General features: G+C 60.4%; 17 protein-coding genes. 3 read left to right on the top strand and 14 right to left on the bottom strand.

What is annotated here, in order from left to right; genetic code table 11:
• Positions 1 to 205 precede the first annotated feature (205 nt).
• From ruvA to AAFH49_RS14640, 6 genes are all read right to left on the bottom strand, one after another.
• Positions 206 to 811 (bottom strand): Holliday junction branch migration protein RuvA, encoded by a 606-nt coding sequence (ruvA, locus tag AAFH49_RS14665; protein ID WP_342299295.1) that lies wholly within the window; start codon positions 809 to 811, stop codon positions 206 to 208.
• 266 nt (positions 812 to 1,077) lie between these two features.
• Positions 1,078 to 3,348, bottom strand: coding sequence for an NADP-dependent malic enzyme (locus tag AAFH49_RS14660; protein ID WP_342299306.1), 2,271 nt, complete (start codon positions 3,346 to 3,348; stop codon positions 1,078 to 1,080).
• A 119-nt stretch (positions 3,349 to 3,467) separates the two neighbouring features.
• Positions 3,468 to 5,642 carry a LysM peptidoglycan-binding domain-containing protein gene (locus AAFH49_RS14655; protein WP_342299294.1) on the bottom strand — a complete coding sequence of 725 codons (2,175 nt, stop codon included), beginning with the start codon at positions 5,640 to 5,642 and terminating at the stop codon, positions 3,468 to 3,470.
• Between the two features lie 172 nt (positions 5,643 to 5,814).
• Entirely contained in the window at positions 5,815 to 7,245 is a 1,431-nt protein-coding gene (gene gatA / locus AAFH49_RS14650; RefSeq protein WP_342299292.1) for an Asp-tRNA(Asn)/Glu-tRNA(Gln) amidotransferase subunit GatA, read from the bottom strand.
• A 34-nt stretch (positions 7,246 to 7,279) separates the two neighbouring features.
• Positions 7,280 to 7,753, bottom strand: coding sequence for a Sec-independent protein translocase subunit TatA/TatB (locus AAFH49_RS14645; RefSeq protein ID WP_342299291.1), 474 nt, complete (start codon positions 7,751 to 7,753; stop codon positions 7,280 to 7,282).
• Positions 7,754 to 7,802: 49 nt separating this feature from the next.
• Positions 7,803 to 8,204 carry a Sec-independent protein translocase subunit TatA/TatB gene (locus AAFH49_RS14640; protein WP_342299290.1) on the bottom strand — a complete coding sequence of 134 codons (402 nt, stop codon included), beginning with the start codon at positions 8,202 to 8,204 and terminating at the stop codon, positions 7,803 to 7,805.
• Between the two features lie 271 nt (positions 8,205 to 8,475).
• On the opposite strand from AAFH49_RS14640, the gene AAFH49_RS14635 reads away from it, so the two are divergent.
• A complete protein-coding gene (locus AAFH49_RS14635) occupies positions 8,476 to 9,420 on the top strand; it encodes a GAF domain-containing DNA-binding protein (protein ID WP_342299288.1) in 945 nt (314 codons plus the stop codon).
• 281 nt (positions 9,421 to 9,701) lie between these two features.
• Here the strand turns inward: AAFH49_RS14635 and AAFH49_RS14630 are convergent, their stop codons facing one another.
• The 7 genes from AAFH49_RS14630 to AAFH49_RS14600 form a co-directional block, all read right to left on the bottom strand.
• Positions 9,702 to 11,237 (bottom strand): murein hydrolase activator EnvC family protein, encoded by a 1,536-nt coding sequence (locus AAFH49_RS14630; RefSeq protein ID WP_342299286.1) that lies wholly within the window; start codon positions 11,235 to 11,237, stop codon positions 9,702 to 9,704.
• A 169-nt stretch (positions 11,238 to 11,406) separates the two neighbouring features.
• Entirely contained in the window at positions 11,407 to 12,195 is a 789-nt protein-coding gene (gene lolB1 / locus AAFH49_RS14625; RefSeq protein WP_342299284.1) for a lipoprotein insertase outer membrane protein LolB1, read from the bottom strand.
• Positions 12,188 to 14,008, bottom strand: a complete 1,821-nt coding sequence (locus tag AAFH49_RS14620) for a tetratricopeptide repeat protein (protein ID WP_342299281.1) — start codon at positions 14,006 to 14,008, stop codon at positions 12,188 to 12,190. Before AAFH49_RS14620 ends, lolB1 begins: the two co-directional genes overlap by 8 nt.
• 113 nt (positions 14,009 to 14,121) lie before the next feature.
• Positions 14,122 to 15,132, bottom strand: a complete 1,011-nt coding sequence (locus AAFH49_RS14615; protein ID WP_342299279.1) for a sugar phosphate nucleotidyltransferase — start codon at positions 15,130 to 15,132, stop codon at positions 14,122 to 14,124.
• Between the two features lie 173 nt (positions 15,133 to 15,305).
• Positions 15,306 to 15,743 carry a dUTP diphosphatase gene (dut, locus tag AAFH49_RS14610; RefSeq protein WP_342299277.1) on the bottom strand — a complete coding sequence of 146 codons (438 nt, stop codon included), beginning with the start codon at positions 15,741 to 15,743 and terminating at the stop codon, positions 15,306 to 15,308.
• Positions 15,744 to 15,800: 57 nt separating this feature from the next.
• Positions 15,801 to 17,315, bottom strand: a complete 1,515-nt coding sequence (locus AAFH49_RS14605; RefSeq protein WP_342299275.1) for a lipopolysaccharide biosynthesis protein — start codon at positions 17,313 to 17,315, stop codon at positions 15,801 to 15,803.
• Positions 17,316 to 17,526: 211 nt separating this feature from the next.
• Positions 17,527 to 18,318 (bottom strand): enoyl-CoA hydratase/isomerase family protein, encoded by a 792-nt coding sequence (locus AAFH49_RS14600; protein WP_342299273.1) that lies wholly within the window; start codon positions 18,316 to 18,318, stop codon positions 17,527 to 17,529.
• A gap of 241 nt (positions 18,319 to 18,559) precedes the next feature.
• Here AAFH49_RS14600 and mscL point away from each other — a divergent pair, with 241 nt between their 5' ends.
• The gene (mscL, locus tag AAFH49_RS14595) at positions 18,560 to 18,988 is read left to right on the top strand and encodes a large conductance mechanosensitive channel protein MscL (RefSeq protein ID WP_342299272.1); all 429 of its coding nucleotides are present in this window, start codon (positions 18,560 to 18,562) and stop codon (positions 18,986 to 18,988) included.
• A 239-nt stretch (positions 18,989 to 19,227) separates the two neighbouring features.
• On the top strand, positions 19,228 to 19,677 hold the full coding sequence (locus tag AAFH49_RS14590; protein WP_342299270.1) for a hypothetical protein: 450 nt from the start codon (positions 19,228 to 19,230) through the stop codon (positions 19,675 to 19,677).
• Between the two features lie 224 nt (positions 19,678 to 19,901).
• Here the strand turns inward: AAFH49_RS14590 and infB are convergent, their stop codons facing one another.
• Positions 19,902 to 23,003, bottom strand: a complete 3,102-nt coding sequence (infB, locus tag AAFH49_RS14585; RefSeq protein ID WP_342299267.1) for a translation initiation factor IF-2 — start codon at positions 23,001 to 23,003, stop codon at positions 19,902 to 19,904.
• Between the last annotated feature and the right edge of the window lie 338 nt (positions 23,004 to 23,341).

Genomic DNA, 23,341 nt, shown 5'->3' with positions numbered 1-23,341 from the left:
ATAGGTGCGGCCTGAGCCCACCATGCCAGCAACGACGCAACCATAACAACCGACGCGGGGAGTAATTTCTGTCCGGATTTCAAGCAGGATAGGTGGATAATGACGCCGGCCAGATGGCCCGCGTCAGGCACGGCATTTCAAATACAATAGCAAGCCAGCTGAGGCAACCCGTGCAACGACGCAGGCTAAAAACCCGCGTCACGACTCAGTGCGACTTCAAAGCAAATTTAATCAATTCCTCCACGCTTAGCTCCCCGCCGTGCTTGTGCTGAATCTGGTCCAGCTGTTTCTCGGCAGCGGCCCGCGCAAAGCCGAGGGTCACCAGGGCCTGCAACGCTTCGGCGCGGCGCGTATTGTGTTGGCGGGCCAGCGGCACGGTGTCCACGCCGGCTTTGGCCAGCAGCTCGTCTTTGCGCAGCTTGTCTTTAAGCTCCAGAATCACGCGCTGAGCGGTTTTCGGCCCCACGCCCTTGATGCTCTGGATGGCGCGCACGTTTTCGCTCACGATGGCCTCGCGGATTTCGCCCACACTCATGCTGCTCACCATCACAATGCCCGTGCCCGGCCCGATGCCCGATACCGAAATCAGGAGCATGAACAGCGCCTTCTCACTGGGGTCGAGGAAGCCATAGAGCGTCTGCCCATCTTCCTTGATGTGTTGGTAGGTGTAGATTTTGGTGGCCGCACCCTCGGCCGGGAGCTTGGAGTAGGTGGCCAGCGAAATCCGAACTTCGTAGCCGATGCCGAGGATGTCGACAATGGCGAGGGTGGCGTCTTTGTAAGCGAGTTTACCGTCGAGGTAGGCAATCATAAGCCGGCGAAAGGAAGAAAAGAGAGGGAACAGGATGTTACTTAGGCAACACCAGTCCCCGGTTTTTATCTCCCAAATTTACTGGCTTTTCGGCCAAAAATATTGGGTCAAATGAAGAAGATGTGAGGATGAAGAAATAAAAAAAGAACGTCATGCTGAGCGTAGCCGAAGCATCGCGCGTGCCATAGTAAACCAATCGATTGAGTTACTATGGCACGCGCGATGCTTCGGCTACGCTCAGCATGACGTTCCTTCAGTTGCCGAACCTACAGCGCCCGGCTGCCGGTTTGGGCATCCACCACCGCAATGGCGGCCATGTTCAGGATGTCGCGCACGCTGGCCCCAAGCTGTAGAATGTGCACCGGCTTGCGCATGCCCATCAGCACCGGCCCGATTACTTCCGTGCCGCTGATTTCCTGCAATACCTTGTAAGCAATGTTGCCCGACTCCACATTGGGAAAAATCAGCGTATTAGCGCCTTTCTCAGCCAGCGGCGAAAAGCCGTAGTGCTCCTGAAGCAGGGCGGGGCTCAGGGCCACGTTGGCCTGCATCTCGCCGTCAATCAGCAGGTCCGGGAAACGGGCTTTGGCCAATTCGGTGGCGCGGCGGGTTTTTTCGGGCAGCGGCCCGGAGTTCGAGCCAAAGTTGGAATAGCTGATAACGGCCACGCGCGGCACCGCATCGAAGAAGCGCACGGCGCGGGCCGTGAGGCCGATAATCTCCACCATCTCCTCGGCCGTCGGGTTGATATTCACCGTGGTATCGGCAAAGAAGTACGGGCCTTTCTTGTGCTGAATGATGTACATCGACGACACGCGCTTCACCCCGTCCTCGGTACCAATGACTTGCAGCGAGGGGATAATGCTTTTGCCGTAGTCCTTCGTAAGGCCGGTGATGCAGGCGTCGGCTTCGCCGGTTTCCACCATCATAGCGGCGTAGTAGTTGCGCTCACGCATCAGGCGGCGGCCTTCGTAGAGCGTCATGCCACGCCGCTGGCGCTTCTGGTACAGGATATTGGCGTATTCGTCGCGCTTGGCGTCCTGCTTCAGAATGTTGATGATTTCGCAGCCGTCGAGGTCGAGGCTGTTTTCGCGGGCAATGGCTTCGATTTTTTCCTGCGGCCCCAGCAGAATGGGAAAGCAAACGCCCTCATCCTGCAGAATCTGAGCGGCTTTCAGAATCTTGTAGTTATCAGCCTCCGCAAACACCACACGCTTGGGGTTGGCGCGGGCCGCCGAGGTGATGCGGTTCATCAGCTTCTGGTTCACGCCGAGGCGGGCGCGGAGCTGGTCCTCGTAAGCGTGCCAGTCGGTGATGGGCAGGCGGGCCACACCGCTTTCCATCGCAGCCTTCGCCACGGCAGGGCTGATGCTGGTAATCAGGCGCGGGTCGAGTGGCTTGGGGATGAGGTAATTACGACCAAAGGCCAACGTATTATCGCCGTAGGCCTTGTTCACCATCTCGGGCACGGGCTCCTTGCTCAGTTCGGCCAGGGCACGCACGGCGGCCAGCTTCATGGCTTCGTTGATTTCGGTGGCGCGCACGTCCAGCGCGCCCCGGAAAATGTAGGGGAAGCCCAGCACGTTGTTCACCTGGTTGGGGTGGTCGGAGCGGCCGGTGGCCATCACGAGGTCGTCGCGGGTGGCCATGGCCAGCTGGTAGCTCACCTCGGGGTCGGGGTTGGCCAGGGCGAAAACGATGGGGTTGCCGGCCATCAGTAGCAGCAGGCCGGCGGGCAGCACATTGGCCGCCGAAAGGCCCAGGAACACGTCGGCCCCGGTCATGGCCTCTTCCAGCGTGGTCACGGCGCGGCTGGTGGCAAACTGCATCTGAATGGGGTCCAGATTGGTACGCTGGGCATTGATGACGCCGTCCTTATCGAACACCACCACGTTGTCCTTATTCAGGCCCAGCGCCAGGTACAAACGCAGGCACGATACGGCTGCCGCGCCCGCCCCGCTCACCACGAGCTTCACTTCGCCAATCTTCTTGCCCACGATTTCGAGCGCATTCAGCAGCGCAGCCGAAGTAATGATGGCCGTGCCGTGCTGGTCGTCATGCATCAGCGGGATGTTCATCTTCTCCCGCAACTCGGTTTCGATGCGAAAACACTCCGGTGCCTTGATGTCCTCCAGGTTGATGCCACCAAATGTGGGCTCCAGCGACTTCACGATGCGAATAAACTCGTCGGGGTCGGTGGCATCAATCTCAATATCAAAGCAGTCGATTCCCGCGAACTTCTTGAACAGCACGCCCTTTCCTTCCATTACCGGCTTGCTGGCCGCCGGGCCGATGTTGCCCAGGCCCAACACCGCCGTGCCGTTCGAAATCACGGCCACCAGGTTGCCCTTGGCGGTGTATTTGTACACGTCGTCGGGGTTTTCGGCAATGGCTTTGCAGGGCTCGGCCACGCCGGGCGAGTAGGCCAGGGCGAGGTCGAGCTGGGTGCTCATGGGTTTGGTCGGCACCACTTCGAGCTTGCCGGCGGGCTCCTGCGAGTGGTAGTTGAGGGCGTCTTGCTTGTTTATTTTGAGCATCGGGAATTCTTCAGACATGAAAACGGCCGCGCGGGCAGCGCGGCCGTCTAAGGCGAAATTACCGCGAAAAGCGCAGCAAGGCCGGGTTTACTTTTTAATTTAATGCCAGCGACGCTACTTTACCCCTGCGGCACCAGCAGCTTCTGGCCCAGCTTCACCTCATCCGAAGCCAGGTGGTTGAGTTCGCGCAGGGTCTGCACGCTCACCCCAAAACGGCGCGATATGTTGAACAGCGTGTCGCCGGGCTGCACCAAATGGACTTTCGGCGTTTCCAGCCGGTTTTCCAACTTGGCTTGCTTGGTGGCAGCAATGCTTGAAGCGGCTGGCTTGGCAGCTTTGCGCGGAGTTTCGCGTGTTTCTTCTTCATTAGCCGGAGCGCGGAACACCAGCCGCTGGCCCGGCACTACCGCCTCCGAATTCATTTTATTCCAAGTCATTAGCTGGGCAACCGTCAAATCATGCTCACGGGCCAGCTTGGTGAGGTTATCGCCTTTGCGCACAGTATAAGGGCCGGTTTGGGCTACGGCCACTGGGGTAGAATCATCAGCCTCTTCAGCCTCTGGCGCTACAGTTGCAACCGCGGTTTTGGCTTCGTTGCGCTTGGTTTCGGCAGCTTGCGTCTGCGCGAGGCGGCGGGCCGTAATCCGGGCCTGTGCCTCGGCAGCCGCCTGCTGCACAGCCTGCCGCTGCTTAATGGCAGCCAGACGTACATCCTGCATTTTCTCCTGCCGAATTATGTCTTGCAGCCGCGCTACTTCGCGGGCATTGGCCGCAGCCTGCTCGCGGCGGGCGGCAGCTTCCTCATCCGATACCGTTGGGCGCACGCGGGCGGCGGGAGCCAGCGCGACGGTAGGTATTACTACCGTTTCTACCGCCTTGCCGGGGGCTGCCGTTGGCATTGGCACGAATACCACCAGCTCGCGGCCTGGCTTCAGTGGCCGGCCTTTGGGCAGCTCATTCCAGCGGCGCAGCTGGGTCTGGCTTACTTCAAACCGCTCGGCCAGACTGGCCAGGGTTTCACCACGCTTCACTTTATGAGGGACGCGACGGAAACGCGGGGCAGTTTCAGCAGCATCGGCGCGCGGACCAGTAGTGACGGCCAGCAGCGAGCGGTTCACCCACGGCTCCACGCCTTCGAGCCGTGGCGGCAGGAAGGCTAGCGGACGGGGCAACTCGGTGGCCGGCTGGCAATAGTCGAGCAGCGTATTGCGGTCGGCATCGCCAAAATGCACGGCCGCCGCCGCCGGAAACCGCACGACGTAGGGCCGGTAGCCGGCCGGCAATGCCGCCCGCCGCAGCTCCGGGTTGAAGCGCGTGAGATACAATGAATCCTCGTAGCCACAGGCCTGGCTTAGGCGGCGCAGGTCGAAGGCCCGGCCGCGCAGGCTGAGCGTATCCATCGGCTCGGCATACTGGTAGCGCAGCGTGGGCGTGCGCAGGCCGTGGGCCTCCGCGTACTTCATGCTGTACATGATGGCCGTGAAGGTGGGCACGTAGTTGCGCGTTTCGGCTGGCATGTAGGGGTACAGGTCCCAGAAGGTTTTTTTGCCGGTGCGGCGCATCACGCGCTGCACACTACCCGCGCCCCAGTTGTAGGCGGCCAGCACCAGTTCCCAGTCATGGAACACGCCGTAGAGGTAGCGCAGGTGCTTGCAAGCCGCTTCGGTGGCTTTTTCGGGCGCCATGCGCTCGTCAATCCACTCGTCGCGCTTCAGGCGCAGGTCGCCGGCCGTGGGCCCCATGAACTGCCAGAGCCCGGTGGCACCTACCGGAGATTTAGCGGTGGGAATCAGGGCCGACTCCACCACGGCCAGGTATTTCAGGTCGATGGGCAGGTTGTACTGCGCCAGGTATTTCTCGAAAATCGGGAAGTACAGGTTCTCGCGTTCCAGCACGCGCTGCATGTAGCTGCGGTTGCGGGCTGTGAACAGGGTAACGTAGGCCATCACCGAGTTGTTGAACTGGTGCGGGGCTTCGGTTTCGAAGCAGCCCACGCGGTCGCACACCAAGTCGCGCATGGTGGGCGGGGTGCGTAGCCACTCCAGCCGGGCCGAGTCGATGACGCCGGGCGTCACAGGCACGGCTACCAGCGAATCGGGCTGCAGCTCCAAGCGCACCCGCACGGTATCGCCCAACAGTGCTGGCATTGTGGAAATTACCCGGCCCGTCGAATCGCGCTGCGTTCCCTGCTGGGCCTTGGCAGCGGTGCCCTGCAACAACAGAAAAGGCAGCACCAACCCCAGCCATAAAGGGCGGGGGCGGGAGAATTTTACGTGCTTAATCCCTTGCTTCATAGCACTAAGATAGGCGATAGGTAAAGAACTTGTAGAGATGCCGGCAAAAAAATCCTGATACGCAGCTAAGCGCTTTCAGGATGGCCTATCAGCAAAAATGCCCCAGCCAATGGACCGGGGCATTCGCAATTACCAGCGTGCAACGTACTGGCCAGCTTCTTACTAACAGGTTTTAAGCCACCACTTCCTCGGTAATGGCGCTGGCAAAGGCCAGCAGCTCGGCCTCGCGGAAGGAACCTGCCATTATCTGCAAGCCAATGGGCAAGCCCGTGGAGTCCTCCCCTACCGGCACCGAAATGGCGGGCACGCCGGCTAAAGAGGCTTGAACCGTGAAAATGTCGGCCAGGTACATGGAAACCGGGTCCTGCTTCTCGCCGATTTTGAAGGCCGTGGTGGGCGTGGTGGGCAATACCAGGAAATCGTACTGGCGCAGCAACTCGTCGGTTTTGTCCTTAATCAGACGACGAACACGCTGGGCTTTAGTGTAATAAGCATCGTAATAATTGGCGCTCAGCACGAAGGTGCCAAGCAGGATGCGGCGCTGCACTTCGGCCCCGAAGCCCTGGGCGCGGCTCTTTTTGTAGAGCGACTCCAAATCCGTAGCATCCGGGGCACGGTAGCCGTATTTCACGCCATCGAAGCGGCCCAGGTTGGAGCTGGCTTCGGCGGTGGTGAGGATGTAGTAAGTCGGAATCATGAAATCGAGGTAGGGGAAATCCACCGCCTCAACTACGTGGCCCTGGCCGCGCAGCAAGTCGAGCTGGGTTTCCATGGCCGCCTTGATTTCGGGGTTCAGGCCCTCGCTGTTCACGGCATCGGCGATGTAGCCGATGCGGTAGTGGGCGGCAGGCGTGAGCTGCTGGCTGTAGGCGGGCACTTCGCGCTGGCTGGCGGTGCTGTCCATGCCATCGGGGCCGGCCATTATTTCGGTCAGCAGCGCGGCATCGGCCACGGAGCGGGTGATGGGGCCAATCTGGTCGAACGACGACGCAAAGGCTACCAAGCCGTAGCGCGAGATGCGCGAGTAGGTCGGCTTAAAGCCTACTACGCCGCAAAACGCGGCCGGCTGGCGCACCGAGCCACCCGTGTCGGAGCCAATTGAAGCCAGGCACATATCAGACTGTACGGCCACCGCCGAGCCGCCCGACGAGCCACCGGGCACGCGGCTGGGGTCCACGGCGTTGCGGGCCGGGCCGAAATACGAGGTTTCGTTTGAGCCGCCCATGGCAAACTCGTCGCAGTTCTGGCGGCCGATGATGATGGCATCGGCATCGAGCAGGCGCTGCACGGCCGTACCGGTGTAGAGCGACTTGAAGCCATCCAGCATCAGGCTGCTGCTTTGCAGCGAGTGGCCGGCGTAGGCCAGTACATCCTTGATGCCGATGACCATGCCGGCGAGCGGACCGGCGGTGCCGGCGGCCAGTTTGGCATCCACGGCGTCGGCCTGGGCGCGGGCCTCGTCGGGCCACACTTCCAGGAAGGCGTTGAGGGTGGAATTCTGGCGCTCGATGTTGCCCAGGTAATACTCAACGAGCTGGCGGCAGGACGTGGTGCCCGCCGTCAGCTCGCTACGAACTTCGGATAAAGACTGAAAACGCTTCAAACTATTTGCAGATTTTAGGTGACCGATTCTGGAATTAAGCGTCGGGATTGGCGGGAATGTAAGGCTGCCGGGGCTGGGTACCTTCGGGGGCCAGGTTGGGCGGCAACGCGGGAGCTACGTACGGCGCATCGGCCGTGGGGTAGCTGGTGTGCTCGGAGTGAGTCGTGGTGACGGCCGCAGCAGCGGGTGTAGCCCACGGGTCGAAACCGGAGCCGGGCTCCGCCACTGGAGCTACGGGAGCCTGCGGCAGGGGCGCGGGGTACTGGTTCTGGGGGGCGTAATTGGGGTTGGGCTGCTGGTTGTAGTTGGGCTGCCCGGGCTGGCCGGCCTGCTCAAACTCGCGGCGGATTTCGGTGCTGGCATCCTTGAACTCGCGGATGCCTTTGCCCAGGCCCCGGGCCAGCTCCGGAATTTTATTCGCCCCAAAGAAAATGAGGATAACAACCATTATCAGCATCAGCTCCGAGCCGCCGATATCGCCCAGAAATAGGATGAGTGGGGTTTGCATGATTTCTAACTAGCGTTGAAACGGGATAAATAAAGAACCGGGCAGCGGCTTAGCCGAGCTGCTGGTTAGGGTCGTTGGGGTTGTAGGCCGGCGGGGCGGGCTGCTGGTAGCCCGGCTGGCCCGGCTGCGCATACGTGTTATGCTGCGGCTGCTGGGGGTAGCCGCCTTGCTGGGGATAACCCTGCTGCGGATAGCCCTGGGCGGGAGGTCCCTGCTGGGGATAGCCCTGCTGGGGATATTGCTGCTGGTAGGGCGGGGCTGGCTGGTCGCGGTACTGCGGCTGCTGGTCTTCGGGCTTGGTGCTGGCGTCTTTGAACTCGCGTACGCCCTGACCCATGCCCCGGAACAGCTCCGGAATACGCTTGGCTCCAAATAACAGAATAACTACGAATAAAATAAGCAGCATTTCGGTTGTCCCGAAGCTACCAATCAGAAACAGGGAATGAAGCATGGAGAGGGGGGCACTTGGGCCCAATATTGGGTGAGAAAAGAGGATATACGCAGCCGAGCGCCTTTTGGAGTATCAAAGATACCCGATAGAGCTGTTTAGATGATGAAGCGCGCCTTCGACGGACAATTCACCGGGGTTCAACGGGCAAGCATTACGGTTGGACGACATCGCCGCTGCTTACTTGTCCCAACCCATTAGCTTTGTTGTTCCGTTCATCCGTGCTTTCTCATTTCGAATGAGTTACGGCAGCTCTTCCCTAATCCAATCAGTTGTGAAATCATCCAAGACCACGAATTCCGCCACCCTTCCCCTGCGACAGGTAAACGAGCCCGAACGTCTGGAAACGCTCTATAGCTATAATATCCTCGATACCGACCCGGAGCAGGTATTCAATGATTTGGCGCAGCTGTCGGCTTTTATCTGCGGCACGCCCATGTCGCTGGTTTCGCTGATTGATGGCGAGCGGCAGTGGTTTAAAGCCCGCGTGGGCCTCGAAGCCAAGCAAACGCCCCGCGAACACGCCTTTTGCCAGTACGCCATGCGCGCTCCTGATGTATACGAGGTGCCTGATGCGGCCCTCGACCCCCGGTTTGCCGATAACCCGCTGGTAACGGGCACGCCCAATATCCGCTTCTACGCCGGCGCGCCCCTGCTCTCGCCCGATGGCCAGCCCCTGGGCACCCTGTGCGCCCTTGATACCGTGCCCCGGCAGCTCACCTCCGACCAGCGCGAGGCCCTGCGCGTGCTGGCCCGCCAGGTGATGGCCCACATGGAGCTACGCCGCGTGCGCACCCAGCTCGAAGACGAGCGCCAGAAGCTGGAAGGCGTGCTGCGCATGGCCAACAGCACCGGCGACTCGCTATTTACCAACGGCCGGGCCGAAATCTTCGTGAAGCAGGACCAGCGCCTGGTGCGCGTGGCCACCGCCGATTTGCAGTACGTGGAGGCCCTCGGCGACTACGTGAACCTGCACACCACCCGCGAGCGCCTCACCGTGTACGGCACCATGAAGGACTTCGAAGCCAAGCTGCCCGGCCGCGATTTCGCCCGCATTCACCGCAAGTACATCGTGCGGCTCGACCGCATCGTGGCCATTGAGGCCGACGCGGCCCTGCTCGACGGCAGCTCGAATACCGGCCCCACCCGGACGCCCATGCGCGTGCCCATCGGCAGCTCATACAAAGCCGGGTTGCTCAATCGGCTCACCTTGGTTTAGAAGCTGGCGGGGGCTACAATTACTCCAGACCCGGCAAAGCTGACGTTCGCCGCGCTAATGGCTCCCTTCACCGAATTGCTCAGCTAATAGGTAGCCCCGCCCTGCATCTTTGATACGGTTATCGGTTGCAGCAGGCTAGTAGCCGCCGCTGCCGACAGCTAAGTTTGTTTTCATAGCTCAGAAAGACCCGCACCTTTGGAGCGGGTTTTTTTATTTTTAGGCTGACTTGGTCCGGCAGGGCTGTTATTCCCTACCGCAAGAGCTCATATCAGCCCCAGCGCCTAGCGGTGACCCAGCCAGGATTCCGGGTTGAGGTTGGACGAGTTGTGCCATACCTGAAACTGCACTTCGGACGTGCCCTCGGCATCCGTCGCCACCGTGCCGATAACGTCGCGGGCACTCACGCGCTGGCCCACGCTCACGCTTACGGAGCGCAGCTTGGCATACACCGTGAAGAAGTCGCCGTGCTGAATCATCACAATGGTGTTCATGCCCGCGATATTGGTCACGGTCTGCACCTTACCATCGAAGCAGGCGCGCACGGCCTCGCCGGCCCCGGTCTGGATGTCCACGCCCCGGTTTTCGACGGTCACGTTTTTCAGCACCGGGTGGGGATGCCGGCCAAAGTGCTGGCTGATAAAGCCTCGGCTCACGGGCCAGGGCAGTCGGCCCCGGTTGCCCGAAAAAGAAGACGACAACTGCGCAGTTTCGGGCGTGAGGGCAATGCGCACGGCGCGGCGGTCGGCGGCAGCTTCGGCGGCCGTTTCGGGCGCGTCCATTTCCGGGTTGGCCGTGTCGTTGTTCGCGTCGGAGCTGGTTTCTGCAGTGGTGGCTTCTTCGTTGCGACGGGTGCGGGCGGGGCTGGCGCTGGCGTTGTTGCGGGCAGCACGAGCGGCGCGGGCATCGCGGGCGGCGGCCACAGCGGCTTCGCGGCGGGCGGCCAGGCGGGCGGCACGAGCGGCACGGGCTATTTCTTCGCGCACCCGCTCGGCAATCAGGTTATCGAGGCGGTTGACGGCCTGGCGGCGCTCCTCCAGCTCCTGGCGCAGGCCCTGCTCCTGCTGGCTGAGCTGCTGCACCATCTCGTCTTCTTTCGATTTGAGGGTGAGCAGGTTTTTATTCTCACTCAGCTGGCTGTTCAGCAGGCTGCTTTTGCGCTGCTGCTGCTTGGTGAGGCCCGAAAGCTCCTGATGCAGCCGGTATTGCGTGCCCATGATGCGGGCCGCCTGCCGCTGCCGCTCCTCGGTGTATTGCCGGATGTAGCGCAGCCGCAGCGCAAACTGGTTGAACGACTCCGATGCAAACAAAAACATCAGCCGGTTGAAGCCATTCGACGTTTTTGAAGCCGTATAAAGCAGACGGGCATATTCCGCCTTCAGCTGGGCCAGGGTCTGCTGGGTCTGAATAACCTGCTTCGCCGTCTGGTGCACGTTGGTTTCGATGCCGTGCAGCTGGGTCGAAATCCCCTGAATAACCTGCTTTTTCTCGGTCAGCTTTTCGGTGATGACGTGAAGCTGGCCCAGACTCACCTTTTTCTTTTCCTGGGTTTGGTTCAGCGCCTGGCTGGTTTGCTGAATCTGGCGCAGGTTGTTCTGGCGCTCGCGCTCCAGCTGCTCTTTGCTTTTGGCACGGGCCGGCCGGGTACTGGTGGTAGCCTTTGTGCGGGTACGGGTGGGCTGCTTGATGCTCCGGGCTGACTTTGCCGGCTGCCGCACCGGCTTGGCGGGTTGTTTGGGCTTGCGGTGCTGCGCACCCACGGGCCCCGCCAGCAGCAGGCCCAGCAGGGCGAATAGCCACCACCGGCCACGAATGGCCATCGCGCCAGCTTTTACTTCCGAAACGAGTGCTTTCTCAGCCTGTACTACCTGCTTATTCAACGTGCGCCATTCAAAACCCGCCACTACTATGGCGGGGCAAAGGTAATCGGGTGAGTGGTTGTTAATTGTTGGCCCGAATCAGTTTCGCGCCACCGCGCTTGCGGCCCGGCTACTTAATGCGCCGAAAGCCCTTGGGCACGGCAAACGGAAACGTCAGCCGCTCGCGGCCAGTGTTCACCTTATTGTAATTGATGGCTGCCGTGACCACGCCCGCCGCCGGCTGTTGCGCCTGAATGAAAGTGGCATGCGCAAAAGGCAGACCCGCCGGCTCATCCAGCGGCTGGAAATCGGTGTAATCGACGGTGAGGTTGCGTTTGGTGGCTTCGTCGCTCATTTTGAGCTGCTGCACGCGGCCGGTGCCGGCTTGCAGCAGGCGTTCTACCAGCACATCGGCCAGGGGGTAGCTCACACGCTGGCGGCCAGCTTCTTCGGTGGCCACGGTGGGCTTGGTGCCGGTGGGGGCGGGCAGGTAGTCGCCGAGTAGCAGGGCCTGCATCTGGGCAAAGCTCACGGGCACATTCAGCAGCTTGCTGAGGTAGTCGTAGCCGCCCGAGAAGTAGGTTTTATCCAGCCGGTTCATCACCCGCACCGAATCATGCGTGAGCACGGCGCGCACGCCCTCAATACCCGCCAAACCCGCCGACACCCAGATGATGCTGTCGCGGCGCATCCGCAACGAGAGGTTGGCTCCCTGCTTGTTGCCCTTCATGTTAATCTGGGCTTTCGCCTTGGCATTCAGAAAGATGAAGGTAGTATTGGTGGCCTTCACCGAAGGCAGAGCGGGCTCCATCATGGGGGTAGAGGTGCCCGGCCCGGCTGCCGACGTGGTAGTGGGTACGGCCTTGCGGGCGCAGCTGCCCAGCAGCCCCAGGGCCAGCAGTAGCGTGACTTTATTCATACAGTTTATGGTCTTTCAATTTCCGCTCCAGCAGGTCGGACGTTCCTCCGATTTTATGAGCCCGCTGCCATTCCACCACGGCTTTGTCCTTCTCGCCGAGCTGGAACAATACGTCGCCGTAGTGCTCGATGATGGAGCCGTCTTTGCTGGTTTGCAGCGCTTTTTCCAGGGCAGTTTTTGCCCCGGCGTAATCTTTTTGCTTGTAAAGCACCCACGCATACGTATCCAGATAGGTGTCGTTGTCAGGGAATTGCTTCACGACTTTGCCCGACATCTGTTTGGCCTTGTCTAGCTTTTCGCCCCGTAACGACAGGAAATAGCTGTAATTGTTCAGCACCTGCACATTATCCGGGTCGCTCACCAAAGCTGATTCATAAGCCGAATCCGACTTTTCGTACTCGTGCAGCTCGTGGTAAGCATCGCCCAGCTGGGCATCGAACTGGCCCAGCAACGGCGCGTTGTTCACCACCAGCTTGCGGCCGTGCTCCAAGGCTTTCACGCCTTTCTGAGGCTGCTTTTTCAGCAGGTAAGCCACACCGTTATAAAACCACAGCGACGACTGGTTGGGAAATAACTCCAGCGCCCGGCCCGAGTGCACGAGCAGCGAATCGGTCTGGTTCAGCTCGGCATCAATCAGCACCACCTGCTGCCACACCTGGAACTTGGAATTGTCGTAGCGCAGGGCTTGCAGGTAGGTGTTGCGGGCGTCCTTTTTGTGGTCGGTCAGGGTCTGCACATCACCGGAAATGGCGTAGGCCTTGGCATCCTTGGGGTAGCTTTTGACGGTGGCCGCCGCGAGGTCGCGCACCAGCTGGTTGGTCGGTTCCTTGGGGCTGGGCAGTTGCTTGATGTAGCCCACCAGAATGCGCACCCGGGCATCAATGTCCAGCGCGGGGCTGGCAAAAGCCTGGCGGAGCTGCTGGTCGGCATCGGCATCCTGCTTCTGCTGGCGGTACACTTCCGACAGTATCAGGTGGGCTTGGGGGTTGTCGGGGTCGAGGCGCAGGGCCTGTTGGGTCACGCGCACGGCATCGGGCAGGCGGTTGTTGCTGGCGTACATCTCGGCTTGGGCCAGCACGTAGCGCGCCTCGGTCGGGTTGGCCTTGATGAGCTTTTCGCCCTCAGCCAACGCCAGGTCCAGCTTGTTCTGCTTGAGGTAAATCTGCTGCTTCTTGAAGGAAATCTCGTCGACCTGGCCAAACTCTTTTTCGGCCTGGTCCAGCGTGGTCAGGGCCTCGGGCAGGTGGTTCTGGGCCAGGTAGAGGTCGGCCAGATTGAACAGGTAGCTGCCCGAGTTGGGTACCTGCTTGATGAGCGTGGCGTAGGTTTTGGTGGCCGCCTCATACTGCTTCTGGCTGGCCTGCGCTTGGGCTAACAATAGGTAATAATAGGCATTTTGCGGGTCGAGGCGGGTGGCGGCTTCGGCGTAGTTGGTGGCGTCGCGCAGGTTGCCGCTCAGCAGGCTGGCTTCGGCAATCTTGTAGTTGATGGCCGCGTTGTCGGGGCGCAGCGAGTAGGCTTTCAGTAGGTTTTCGAGGCCTTTGGGGTAGTCCTCCAGCATCACGTACTTCACGCCGTCCACAAACAGGGCCTCGCTCTGCTCCTTCTCCCGCTCCGACAGGCCCGGCATCAGGGCGCGCTTGGCGCGGAGTTCGGCCACGCGCTTCTCCAGCTCGCGTTGTTCTTTTTCCAGCACGCGCTGCTCCTTGCGGCTCAGCTTGGCCGGCGGCTCAGGCGTGCCCGACGGGGCCTGTGCGTATCCCGGGGCCGTCAGCCCCACCCAAACCAGCAGACTCAGAACAACTTGACGCATATACAAGAAAACCGGACCTGAGGCCCGGCCCACGAAATTACGGGGAATAAAAGCCAACGACGCGGCCCCCGGGAGAAGGCCGCGTCGTGGTAACGCATTTCGGACTTAAAATGTCACACCCGTAGCTGGTTATAATCGCCGAGGCTCAGGTCATCGGGCGTGCCGGTCACGGTGGCGAAGTTGCCAATCATCGAATTGGTGATAACCGCGTTCAGCACCGAGGCCGACTGCTGCACGATGGAATTCGACAGACGCGAGTCGCGCACGTTGGCGCTGGCACCCAGCGAAACGTGCGGCCCCACCACCGAATCAGTAATGATAGCGCCCTCGCCGATGTACACCGGCTCGATGATAACAGAGTTGGTGATTTTGGCCGACTCAGCTACCAGCGACTCGCCGCGCTCCTTCAAATACTCCAAGTAGCGCTGGTTGGTGAACACCGTGGCGTCCTTATTGCCGCAGTCGAGCCACTCGGTCACGCGGCCGGGTACGAAAACGGTGCCCTTGTTCTTCATGTTTTCCAAGGCATTGGTGAGCTGGTACTCGCCCTTGTCCTTGATGTCGTTGTCGAGCAGGTATTGCAGTTCGCTACGCAAATACTCGCCGTCCTGGAAGTAGTAGATGCCGATGATGGCCAAGTCTGACACGAACTCCTGCGGCTTCTCCACAAACTCTGTAATCTGGCCCTGCTCATTCAGTTTCACCACGCCGAAGGGCTTGGGGTCGTCCACTTTCTGCACCCAGATGGTGCCGGGCACACTGGAATCCAGCGTGAAATCGGCTTTAAACAAGGTATCGGCAAAAGCCACCACCACCGGGCCAGTTAGCGATTCTTTGGCGCACAGAATGGCGTGGGCCGTGCCCAGCGGCTCGTCCTGATACACAATGGTACCCTTCGCCCCCACCGACTCGGCAATCTTCACTAGGTTTTTCTCCACCTCCGCCCCGAAGCGGCCAATGATGAAGGCCACCTCGTCCACCGGCTCACCGCAGACCTTGGCAATGTCCTCCACGAGGCGCTGCACAATGGGCTTGCCCGCAATGGGAATGAGCGGCTTGGGAACGGTGAGGGTGTGGGGGCGCATGCGTTTGCCCATGCCGGCCATCGGGACGATGATTTTCATGTGGTTGGTTGGTGATTTATCCTAGTAATTATTGGTAAAAGAACGTCATGCCGGGCACAGTCGCAGCATAGGTGTCGAGCAAATAATTTACTTGCCGGAGTTAGCGCTGCGGTAAGATGCTTCAAATGCGCGGATGCCAGCCGGCACGGCATTCGGCTGTTTTTGCAAGCTGGTTACTGCTTGCCCGTGCTTCCATACCCGCCCGCGCCGCGTTGGGTTGCGCTCAGCGCCTCAACGGGCTGCCAGGCAATGGTTTCGTGTTTGGCAACTATCAGCTGGGCAATGCGTTCGCCGTCATTCACCACGAAAGGCTCGTTGGATAAATTCACGAGCAGCACCCGGATTTCGCCTCGGTAGTCGGCATCAATCGTTCCCGGACTGTTCACAATACCGATGCCGTGCTTCACAGCCAGCCCGCTGCGTGGTCGCACCTGCGCTTCGTAGCCTACGGGTATTTCCAGGCTTAGGCCGGTAGGGATAAGCTGGCGTTCCAGCGGCCCGAGCGTGACGGGTCCATCGGCTAGGTGAGCGCGCAGGTCGAGGCCGGCGGCGTGGGGTGTCTGGTATTCGGGCAAGGGGTGGCCCGAGTGGTTGATAACGGGAATGTGCATGGGCAGTAATAAGGGAACGGGCAAAGATAGAAGCAGGCCTATACTATCCCAACCGCATTACACTTTGGCAACATTCAATGCCGGGCGGGGCCGCTCCACCGCGTACAGCGCCAGCAGGAAGGCCACCGTGAGGCCCGCGTGCCAGGCGTGACGCACCCACCAGCCCGCCGGTTGCACCCACCAGCCTAGTGCCACCAGCCCCGAGGCAAATACCAGCCACAGCCCCAGCCGCACCGCCGGATACGGCACCGGGAAATGCCGCTCGCCCAGACGCCAGCACAACACCGCCATCATGAAATAACAGGCCAGCGTGGCAATGGCCGAGCCCAGGTAGCCCAGCAGCGGAATCAGCACGAAGTTGAGGGCAATAGTAAGTACCGCCCCGCCCGCCCCGATGTAGGTGCCGTAATACGTCTTATCGGTGAGCTTAAACCATACCGACAGGTTGTAATAAACGCCCAGAAACAGATTAGCCAGCAGCAGAATGGGCACCACCACCAGCCCCTGCAAATACTCCGGCCGCCGCAGAAACAGCCGCCCGAAATCCTCCACATTCAGGCTAATTCCCACGAAAATTACCGCGCAGCACAGCGTAAACCACTTCAATATCATGGCAAACGTGGCCGGCGAGTTCCTCTCCGTGCTTTGAGCGAAGAAGAACGGCTCGGCCGCGTAGCGGAACGCCTGAATGACCAGCGACATGAAGATGCTCAGCTTATAGCACGCCCCATAAATACCCACTGCCGTGAGGCTGCTCTGGCCGGGATAGAAATTATCGGGCAGCCACTTGGGCAGCAGAATGCGGTCCAGCGTCTCGTTCACCATGCCGGCCAGCCCCATCAGCATCAGCGGGAAAGCATAGCCCAGCAGCGGCTGCAGCAACGATAGATTCAGCCGAAAGCGGAAATCCAGCAGCTCGCGCCACAGCAGCAGCAGCGTAAGGCCGCTGGCAAAGAGGTTCGATAAGAAAACATAGCCCACGCCCACCGTGGGGTCGTACACCCGCGCCACCAGCGGCTGCAAAAAGGTCAGCCATTTGCCGCTCATCACCGCCGGGCAGAGCACGATGAAAAACAGGTTCAGCGCCACGTTGGCGATGATGCCGGCCAGCTTGATACCGGCAAACTTGCGCGCCTTGTTCTCCAGCCGCAACCGGGCAAACGGGATGGCCGTCAGCGCATCCAGCCCCAGAATCAGGGCCACCCACACCGCGTATTGCTCGTGCCCAGGCGGTATTTCCAACAGGCTCAGCAGCGGGCGCGCCAGCAGCATCAGCAGCACCGTGAGGCCGGCCGTGCTCACAAATAGCAGGCTCAGCACCCGGTCGTACAGCTCCTTGCGGTCAGCACCCGCCCGGTTGGCGAAGCGGAAAAACGTGGTTTCCATGCCGTAGGTAAACACCACGTTCAGAAACGACACGTAGGCGTACAGCCCCGTCACCACCCCGTACTCCGCCGCCGAAAACGCCGCCGTGTATATCGGCACCAGCAAATACGTGAGCACCCGGCCCACAATGCTGCTCACGCCATACACGGCCGTTTGCGAGGCTAATCTTTTGGCAATTGCACTCATATTGTCATTGCGAGCAAAACGCAGTGGAGCGCGGCAATCCGTCCTTCCAATGTGATAAGCCCTGAATTGTGATAAGCACCAGCCTCTATAAAACAAATACGACGCGGTGCCAGCAGTTAAAGGGAGTTGTCACAGCAAGAAAGCTGGTCGCTGAAAACAGGACGAATTGCCGCGCTCCACTGCATTGCGCCCGCAATGACAATCCTCAACATTATTTCCCGGTGAACACCGCCGGCCGCTTCTCCACAAAAGCCGTGGTGCCTTCCTTGAAATCCTCGCTCTCAAACGCCCGCTCAAATGCCCGGGCTTCGGTTTCGTAGCCATCGGCGCCTTTGGTGTAGTGCGCGTTCACGCAGTCCAGCACCAAGCCCACAGCCAGCGGGGCCTTGCCCAGAATCTTGTTCAGCAGCTGCGTGCAGAACGGCAGTAGCTCCGCCTGCGGCACCACATGGTTCACCAAGCCGAGGCGCAGGGCTTCGTCGGCTTTCACCATATCGGCCGTTAGCAGCAGCTCAATGGCCTTGCCCTTACCGATAAGCTGCGGCAGGCGCTGGGTGCCGCCGTAGCCGGGCGGCAGGCCCAGGTTCACTTCCGGCTGCCCAAAACGGGCATTGTCCGAAGCCACGCGCATGTGGCAGGCCATGGCCAACTCGCAGCCACCGCCCAGCGCGAAGCCGTTCACGGCTGCTACCACCGGCTTGGTACTGGCTTCGATGCGGGCAAATGCCTCTTGTCCCGCCAGCGAGGCCCGGCCGGCCCGCTCCGGCGTGAGGGCCGCCAGCTCCGCGATATCCGCGCCGGCCACGAAGGCCTTCTCGCCGCTGCCCGTCAGGATAATGCCGCGCACCTGCGGCTCGGCCAGCGCCTGCTGCACGGCCGCGTCGATGTCGGCTATCGTGGCCGCGTTCAGCGCATTGAGCTTGGTGGGCCGGTTGATGGTGATGGTGAGGATGCCGCTGGCGGCGTCCAGGTCGTAAAGCAGGTTTTCGAAAGAAGCAGACATAAGCAGAGAGGAAGCCCCGAAATGCGGTTGGCAGCGCCAAAGATAGGACACGCGCCGCCCCGTGCCGGTCGGGTTAATACCCCGGTTCGCCGCCCCAGCATCCCGCCCCAACGAAACCATCTGCCCACCTAAGCCAAAACAAGCCAGCTTTGCATCGGCAATCAGGTATAGCTATTTGAATTTAAATAAGTAGCTTTAGCGCCATACCCTACTCTTTTTTCACACCTAACCTCTTACTACAATGGGCTTTGTTTCCGAATTCAAGGAGTTCATCTCCAAAGGCAATGTGCTCGACCTGGCGGTCGGCGTCATCATCGGCGGCGCATTCGGCAAAATCGTGTCCTCGCTCACCGACGACATCATCATGCCCATTCTCAGCGTGTTCACCAGCGGCATCGACTTCAACGAGAAGTTTTTCACCCTCGATGGCAAGCACTACGACACCCTAAAAGCCGCCCAGGATGCCAAAGCTGCCACTATTGCCTACGGCAACTTCATCAATGCCATCATCTACTTCCTCATCATTGCCTTCGTCATTTTCTGGGTGGTTAAGCTCGCCAACCGCTTCAAACGGCCCGCCGAAGTAGTGGTAGCCGCCGAGCCCGCCCCCACTAAAGAGCAACTCCTGCTGGCCGAAATCCGCGATTCGTTGCGTGCCGGCCGCGCCTAAGTCGCCCATTCCGTTCACCCAGAAAAAACCGTGGTTTACCGAGTGGCAGGCCACGGTTTTCGCTTTTTTGCTTCAACCAGTCATTTTATTCAAGCTGGTTAATTGGTCGATTCAAAATAAGTTGCGAACTTAGGGGCAGCCTAACGCCGCAGGCCGTCCTTTTGGATACCTGCATTGAACCACCCACTTCTCTCAATCGTTAGGCCGCTATCCTGCTCCCCTCACCACCATCGCGCCCCATGAAAATATTGTTTGTTGCCGCACTTTTTGGCGGCTTGAGTTTTGGAGCTGCCTCAGCGGCCCACGCCCAAACCGGGCCGGCATTCCCCATGCCCGGCAAAGCCACCAGCGAAGAAGGCGCCCGCGTCACCACGGCCAACAACGCCCAGGAATTAGCCCGCAACCAGCGCCGCGCCGCCATGACGCCCGACGAAGTGAAGCGCGACCAGCAGCTTGAGCTCCTCGAAGCCCGCACCGGTAACACCAGCTTCGGTGCCCGGGGACCCGAGCGCCAGTTCGACTCCAACCGCAGCGGCAACGGCTTCATGGTCCGCAAGTTTAAAGCCACCCCCGGCAAGCCCGGCTATGTTAGCAAGCGCGGCACGGGCCATACCCCGGGCAGTTCCAATCCGGCTGGTAAGCCGTTGGTGCACAAGCACAAGGGCCAACACAGATTTCTCTTTTTCTAGACCACGGATTCGCTCGGATTTTTCGGATTCCACGGATTTTGTAGACGATTTCAGTTGTCAGATATCAAAAAAGGCTGCCTCATCGGGCAGCCTTTTTCGTTTGTTTTCAAAGTTTAACAATGACGCAAAAAACAAAAAGGCTTGCCGGATGGCAAACCTTTTTGTTTTTCAATACACGTCCACAAAATCCGTGGAATCCGAAAAATCCGAGCGAATCCGTGGTCTTAGAGCGTACGCTTGATTTCCTTTTCTTCGAAGCCTTCGATGTTATCGCCTTCCTGCAGCTCGTTGAAGCCTTTGATGGAGATACCACATTCGTAGCCCTGGCGCACCTCGCTCACGTCGTCTTTGAAACGCTTGAGGTCCTGGATATCGCCCGTGTACATCACGATGCCATTGCGAACCACGCGCACCTTGGTTTTGCGGGTCAGGGTGCCTTCCGTCATCATACAGCCGGCAATGGTGCCCACTTTGGTGATGTTGAACACCATCCGTACTTCGGCATTGGCCGTCACCACCTCCTGCACCGTCGGGGCCAGCATGCCTTCCATGGCATCCTTCACCTCGTTGATGGCGTTGTAAATGATGGAGTACAGGCGGATATCAATCTGCTCATTCTCAGCCAACTTACGGGCACTCTGCGAGGGCCGTACCTGGAAGCCAATAATGATGGCGTCAGAAGCCGAAGCCAGAAGCACGTCGCTTTCGGAAATAGCGCCCACCCCTTTCGATAGGATGTTCACCTTTACTTCCGGCGTGCTCAGTTTCAGCAGCGAGTCGGAAAGTGCTTCCACCGAGCCGTCCACGTCGCCCTTCACCAGGATGTTGAGTTCCTTGAACGAGCCGATTGCCAAACGGCGACCAATTTCGTCCAGCGTGATGTGCTTCTTGGTCCGGATGGTTTGCTCACGGGCCAGTTGCAGACGCTGGGTAGCGATTTCGCGGGCTTCGCGCTCCGTCTCCATTACCTGGATACGGTCGCCGGCCTGCGGGGCCCCGGTCAGACCGAGTACCTGCACCGGCGTTGCGGGCGGTGCCGACTTCATTTTCTTACCACGGTGGTCCGTCATGGCCTTCACGCGACCAAAGTGCGGGCCGGCCAGAATCACGTCGCCCACGTTCAGCGTGCCGGTTTGCACCAGCACGGTGGTTACGTAGCCACGGCCTTTGTCCAGCGAGGCTTCAATCACGGTGCCGATGGCACCACGGTCGGGGTTGGCTTTCAGGTCGAGCAATTCAGCCTCCAGCAGCACCTTTTCGAGCAGGTCTTCTATACCAATGCCCGATTTGGCCGAAACCTCCTGGCTCTGGTATTTGCCACCCCATTCTTCCACCAGAATGTTAATCTGGGAAAGCTCCTCGCGGATTTTCTCGGGGTTAGCGGTGGGCTTGTCAATCTTGTTGAGGGCGATGATAATCGGCACCCCAGCCGCTTGCGCGTGGTTGATGGCTTCCTTCGTCTGCGGCATCACCGAGTCGTCAGCCGCCACCACGATGATGGCAATGTCCGTCACCTTGGCACCACGGGCACGCATAGCCGTAAAGGCTTCGTGACCAGGCGTATCAAGGAACGTGATAGGCTGACCTGATTTGGTGCGAACCTCATAAGCACCAATGTGCTGGGTGATACCACCGGCTTCGCCTTTGGCCACACTCGCATCGCGGATGTAGTCAAGCAGCGACGTTTTGCCGTGGTCGACGTGGCCCATGATGGTCACGATGGGGGCGCGGGGCTTGAGGTCTTCCTCAGCATCGCCGGCATCCACATCAATCTCCTCTTCTTCAGCCGACAGGAATTCCACGTCAAAGCCAAATTCGTCGGCAATCACGGTGATGGCTTCAGCATCAAGGCGCTGGTTGATGGACACGAACATGCCCATGCCCAGACACACCTTAATCACCTCGTTCACGTTCACATCCATCAGCGAAGCCAAATCATTGGCCGAGATGAATTCGGTGAGCTTGAGGGTCTTGGCGTCGAGCTCGTTCTGTGCACGCAGGGCCTCGCGGTCCTCCGCCAGCATGCTGCGCTTGTCGCGGCGGTACTTGGCGCGGTTCTGATTATTGCCGCCCTTATTGCCACCGAGCTTGGCCAACGTGGCCTTAATCTGCTCCTGAATCTGCTTTTCAGCCTGCTCAGGGGTGAGTGCGGGTGCATTAGGCTTGGGAGCCGTATTCTGGCCGGGACGCTGGGGACCACCGGGACGGTTGCCGCCGGGGCCACCGTTGGGACGGTTGCCCTGGTAGCCACCACCCTGGCCGGGAGCGCCAGCAGGGCGGTTGCCCTGATAGCCGGGGCTGGGAGGCGAGGTGGTGCTGCCGGGAGGGCCGGGCAGGCGCGTGCGCTTTTTCTGGCCAGGGCCAGCGGGCAAACCGCGCTTGCTCACATCCGACGAAGCAATGGGGCGGGGACCACGGCCACCCGGCCCACGCCGGTCATTGTTGATGGACGACAAGTCAATCTTGCCCAATACAGTCAGACCTTTCAGCGTGTCTGACTTGGCCACGATAGTGCTGGTGTCTTCGGGCGTAGCGGCTGGTTCAGCAGGAGCAGCGGCTACGGGAGTAGCAGCGGCAGCAGCCGGAGGAGTTACCGGAGCAACAGGCGCGGCCGGAGCAGCAGCCACTGGGGCCGGAGCCACCGGCTCAGCTTTCGCTACGGGCTGGGCTACGGGAGTCGGGGCGGCAACCGGGGCCGAGGCAGCCGGAGATTCTACTTTAGGAGCAGGAGCCACTGGGGCTTCCACTTTCGCTGCTACGGGAGCCGGAGCGGGTGCGGGTGTCGGAGCGGCAGCCACCGGGGCTGGAGCTACCGGAGCGGCAGCCACCGGCCGGGGCGGAACCACGCGGCCTTTGCTGTCCAGCTCGATTTTACCCAGCACTTTCAGGCCGGGCACGCTGGGTGCTTCGGGAGCTGGCGTGGGTGCCGGAGCGGCGGCAACGGGAGCCGCGGGGGCTACCGGAGCAGCCGGGGCTGGGGCAGCAGCCACCGGAGCGGCGGCCACGGGTGCCACCGGCGCGGCCGGCTTGGGAGCCGGTGCGGGCGTAGCCACCGGCGCATGGCGCGGGGCTGGGGCAGCAGGTTTTGGAGCCGCATCGAGGTCGCTCTGGCGCTTGGCCTGAATGACTTTCTGGGCTTCTTGACGGTCGTGGGCAGAGGCCGCGAATTCCTTCTCCAGCGAGGCCACTTGCTCACCGGTGAGCTTCGTGGTCGGCTTGTTCTCTACTTGTATACCTTTCTTGGCCAGGGCTTCTACCACCCTGTCCATTCCAATATTCAGGTCTTTGGCCGCCTGTTGTAGCCGTTTCGGGGTTGCTTCCGCCATTTATCTTTTCTCGCGTAACGATACGCTTCTAAGTGCAAAGGTATTACATTAAATCTTGCCAGCAGGGTGCAAACCGTGCCTACTGGCCCGATTTGTTACCCTTGCCGTACCGGCCGCGCGGCCGTCATTGGGCTGGCTCGGCGGGAGAGCTCGCGCCCGCTTCCTCAGTCGTTGGTTCGTTTTCGTTGGTCACTTCGGTTTCCAAGGGGGTATGCTCGGGAGCGGTTTCGGTAGCCGAGGCGTGGGTTACGGCCGCTTCTTCGGCGGTCGCATCGTCCGTTTTGCCAGCGGCAACGCGGTTTTTAGCCGTTTCCAGCGAGTTCTCGTCGAGGTCTTCG

It is taken from the genome of Hymenobacter segetis, from assembly GCF_038448715.1.
GTDB classification, from domain to species: domain Bacteria; phylum Bacteroidota; class Bacteroidia; order Cytophagales; family Hymenobacteraceae; genus Hymenobacter; species Hymenobacter segetis.
Note: the sequence above shows the minus strand (reverse complement) of the source record. Positions and strands in the feature narration are given on the sequence as shown.

What these genes read in the sequence shown, in the direction of transcription:
- ruvA (WP_342299295.1), bottom strand. Translation starts at nt 811, where the DNA reads ATGATTGCCTACCTCGACGGTAAACTCGCTTACAAAGACGCCACCCTC.
- AAFH49_RS14660 (WP_342299306.1), bottom strand. Translation starts at nt 3,348, where the DNA reads ATGCTCAAAATAAACAAGCAAGACGCCCTCAACTACCACTCGCAGGAG.
- AAFH49_RS14655 (WP_342299294.1), bottom strand. Translation starts at nt 5,642, where the DNA reads ATGAAGCAAGGGATTAAGCACGTAAAATTCTCCCGCCCCCGCCCTTTA.
- AAFH49_RS14645 (WP_342299291.1), bottom strand. Translation starts at nt 7,753, where the DNA reads ATGCAAACCCCACTCATCCTATTTCTGGGCGATATCGGCGGCTCGGAG.
- AAFH49_RS14640 (WP_342299290.1), bottom strand. Translation starts at nt 8,204, where the DNA reads ATGCTTCATTCCCTGTTTCTGATTGGTAGCTTCGGGACAACCGAAATG.
- AAFH49_RS14630 (WP_342299286.1), bottom strand. Translation starts at nt 11,237, where the DNA reads ATGGCCATTCGTGGCCGGTGGTGGCTATTCGCCCTGCTGGGCCTGCTG.
- lolB1 (WP_342299284.1), bottom strand. Translation starts at nt 12,195, where the DNA reads ATGAATAAAGTCACGCTACTGCTGGCCCTGGGGCTGCTGGGCAGCTGC.
- AAFH49_RS14620 (WP_342299281.1), bottom strand. Translation starts at nt 14,008, where the DNA reads ATGCGTCAAGTTGTTCTGAGTCTGCTGGTTTGGGTGGGGCTGACGGCC.
- AAFH49_RS14615 (WP_342299279.1), bottom strand. Translation starts at nt 15,132, where the DNA reads ATGAAAATCATCGTCCCGATGGCCGGCATGGGCAAACGCATGCGCCCC.
- dut (WP_342299277.1), bottom strand. Translation starts at nt 15,743, where the DNA reads ATGCACATTCCCGTTATCAACCACTCGGGCCACCCCTTGCCCGAATAC.
- AAFH49_RS14605 (WP_342299275.1), bottom strand. Translation starts at nt 17,315, where the DNA reads ATGAGTGCAATTGCCAAAAGATTAGCCTCGCAAACGGCCGTGTATGGC.
- AAFH49_RS14600 (WP_342299273.1), bottom strand. Translation starts at nt 18,318, where the DNA reads ATGTCTGCTTCTTTCGAAAACCTGCTTTACGACCTGGACGCCGCCAGC.
- mscL (WP_342299272.1), top strand. Translation starts at nt 18,560, where the DNA reads ATGGGCTTTGTTTCCGAATTCAAGGAGTTCATCTCCAAAGGCAATGTG.
- AAFH49_RS14590 (WP_342299270.1), top strand. Translation starts at nt 19,228, where the DNA reads ATGAAAATATTGTTTGTTGCCGCACTTTTTGGCGGCTTGAGTTTTGGA.
- infB (WP_342299267.1), bottom strand. Translation starts at nt 23,003, where the DNA reads ATGGCGGAAGCAACCCCGAAACGGCTACAACAGGCGGCCAAAGACCTG.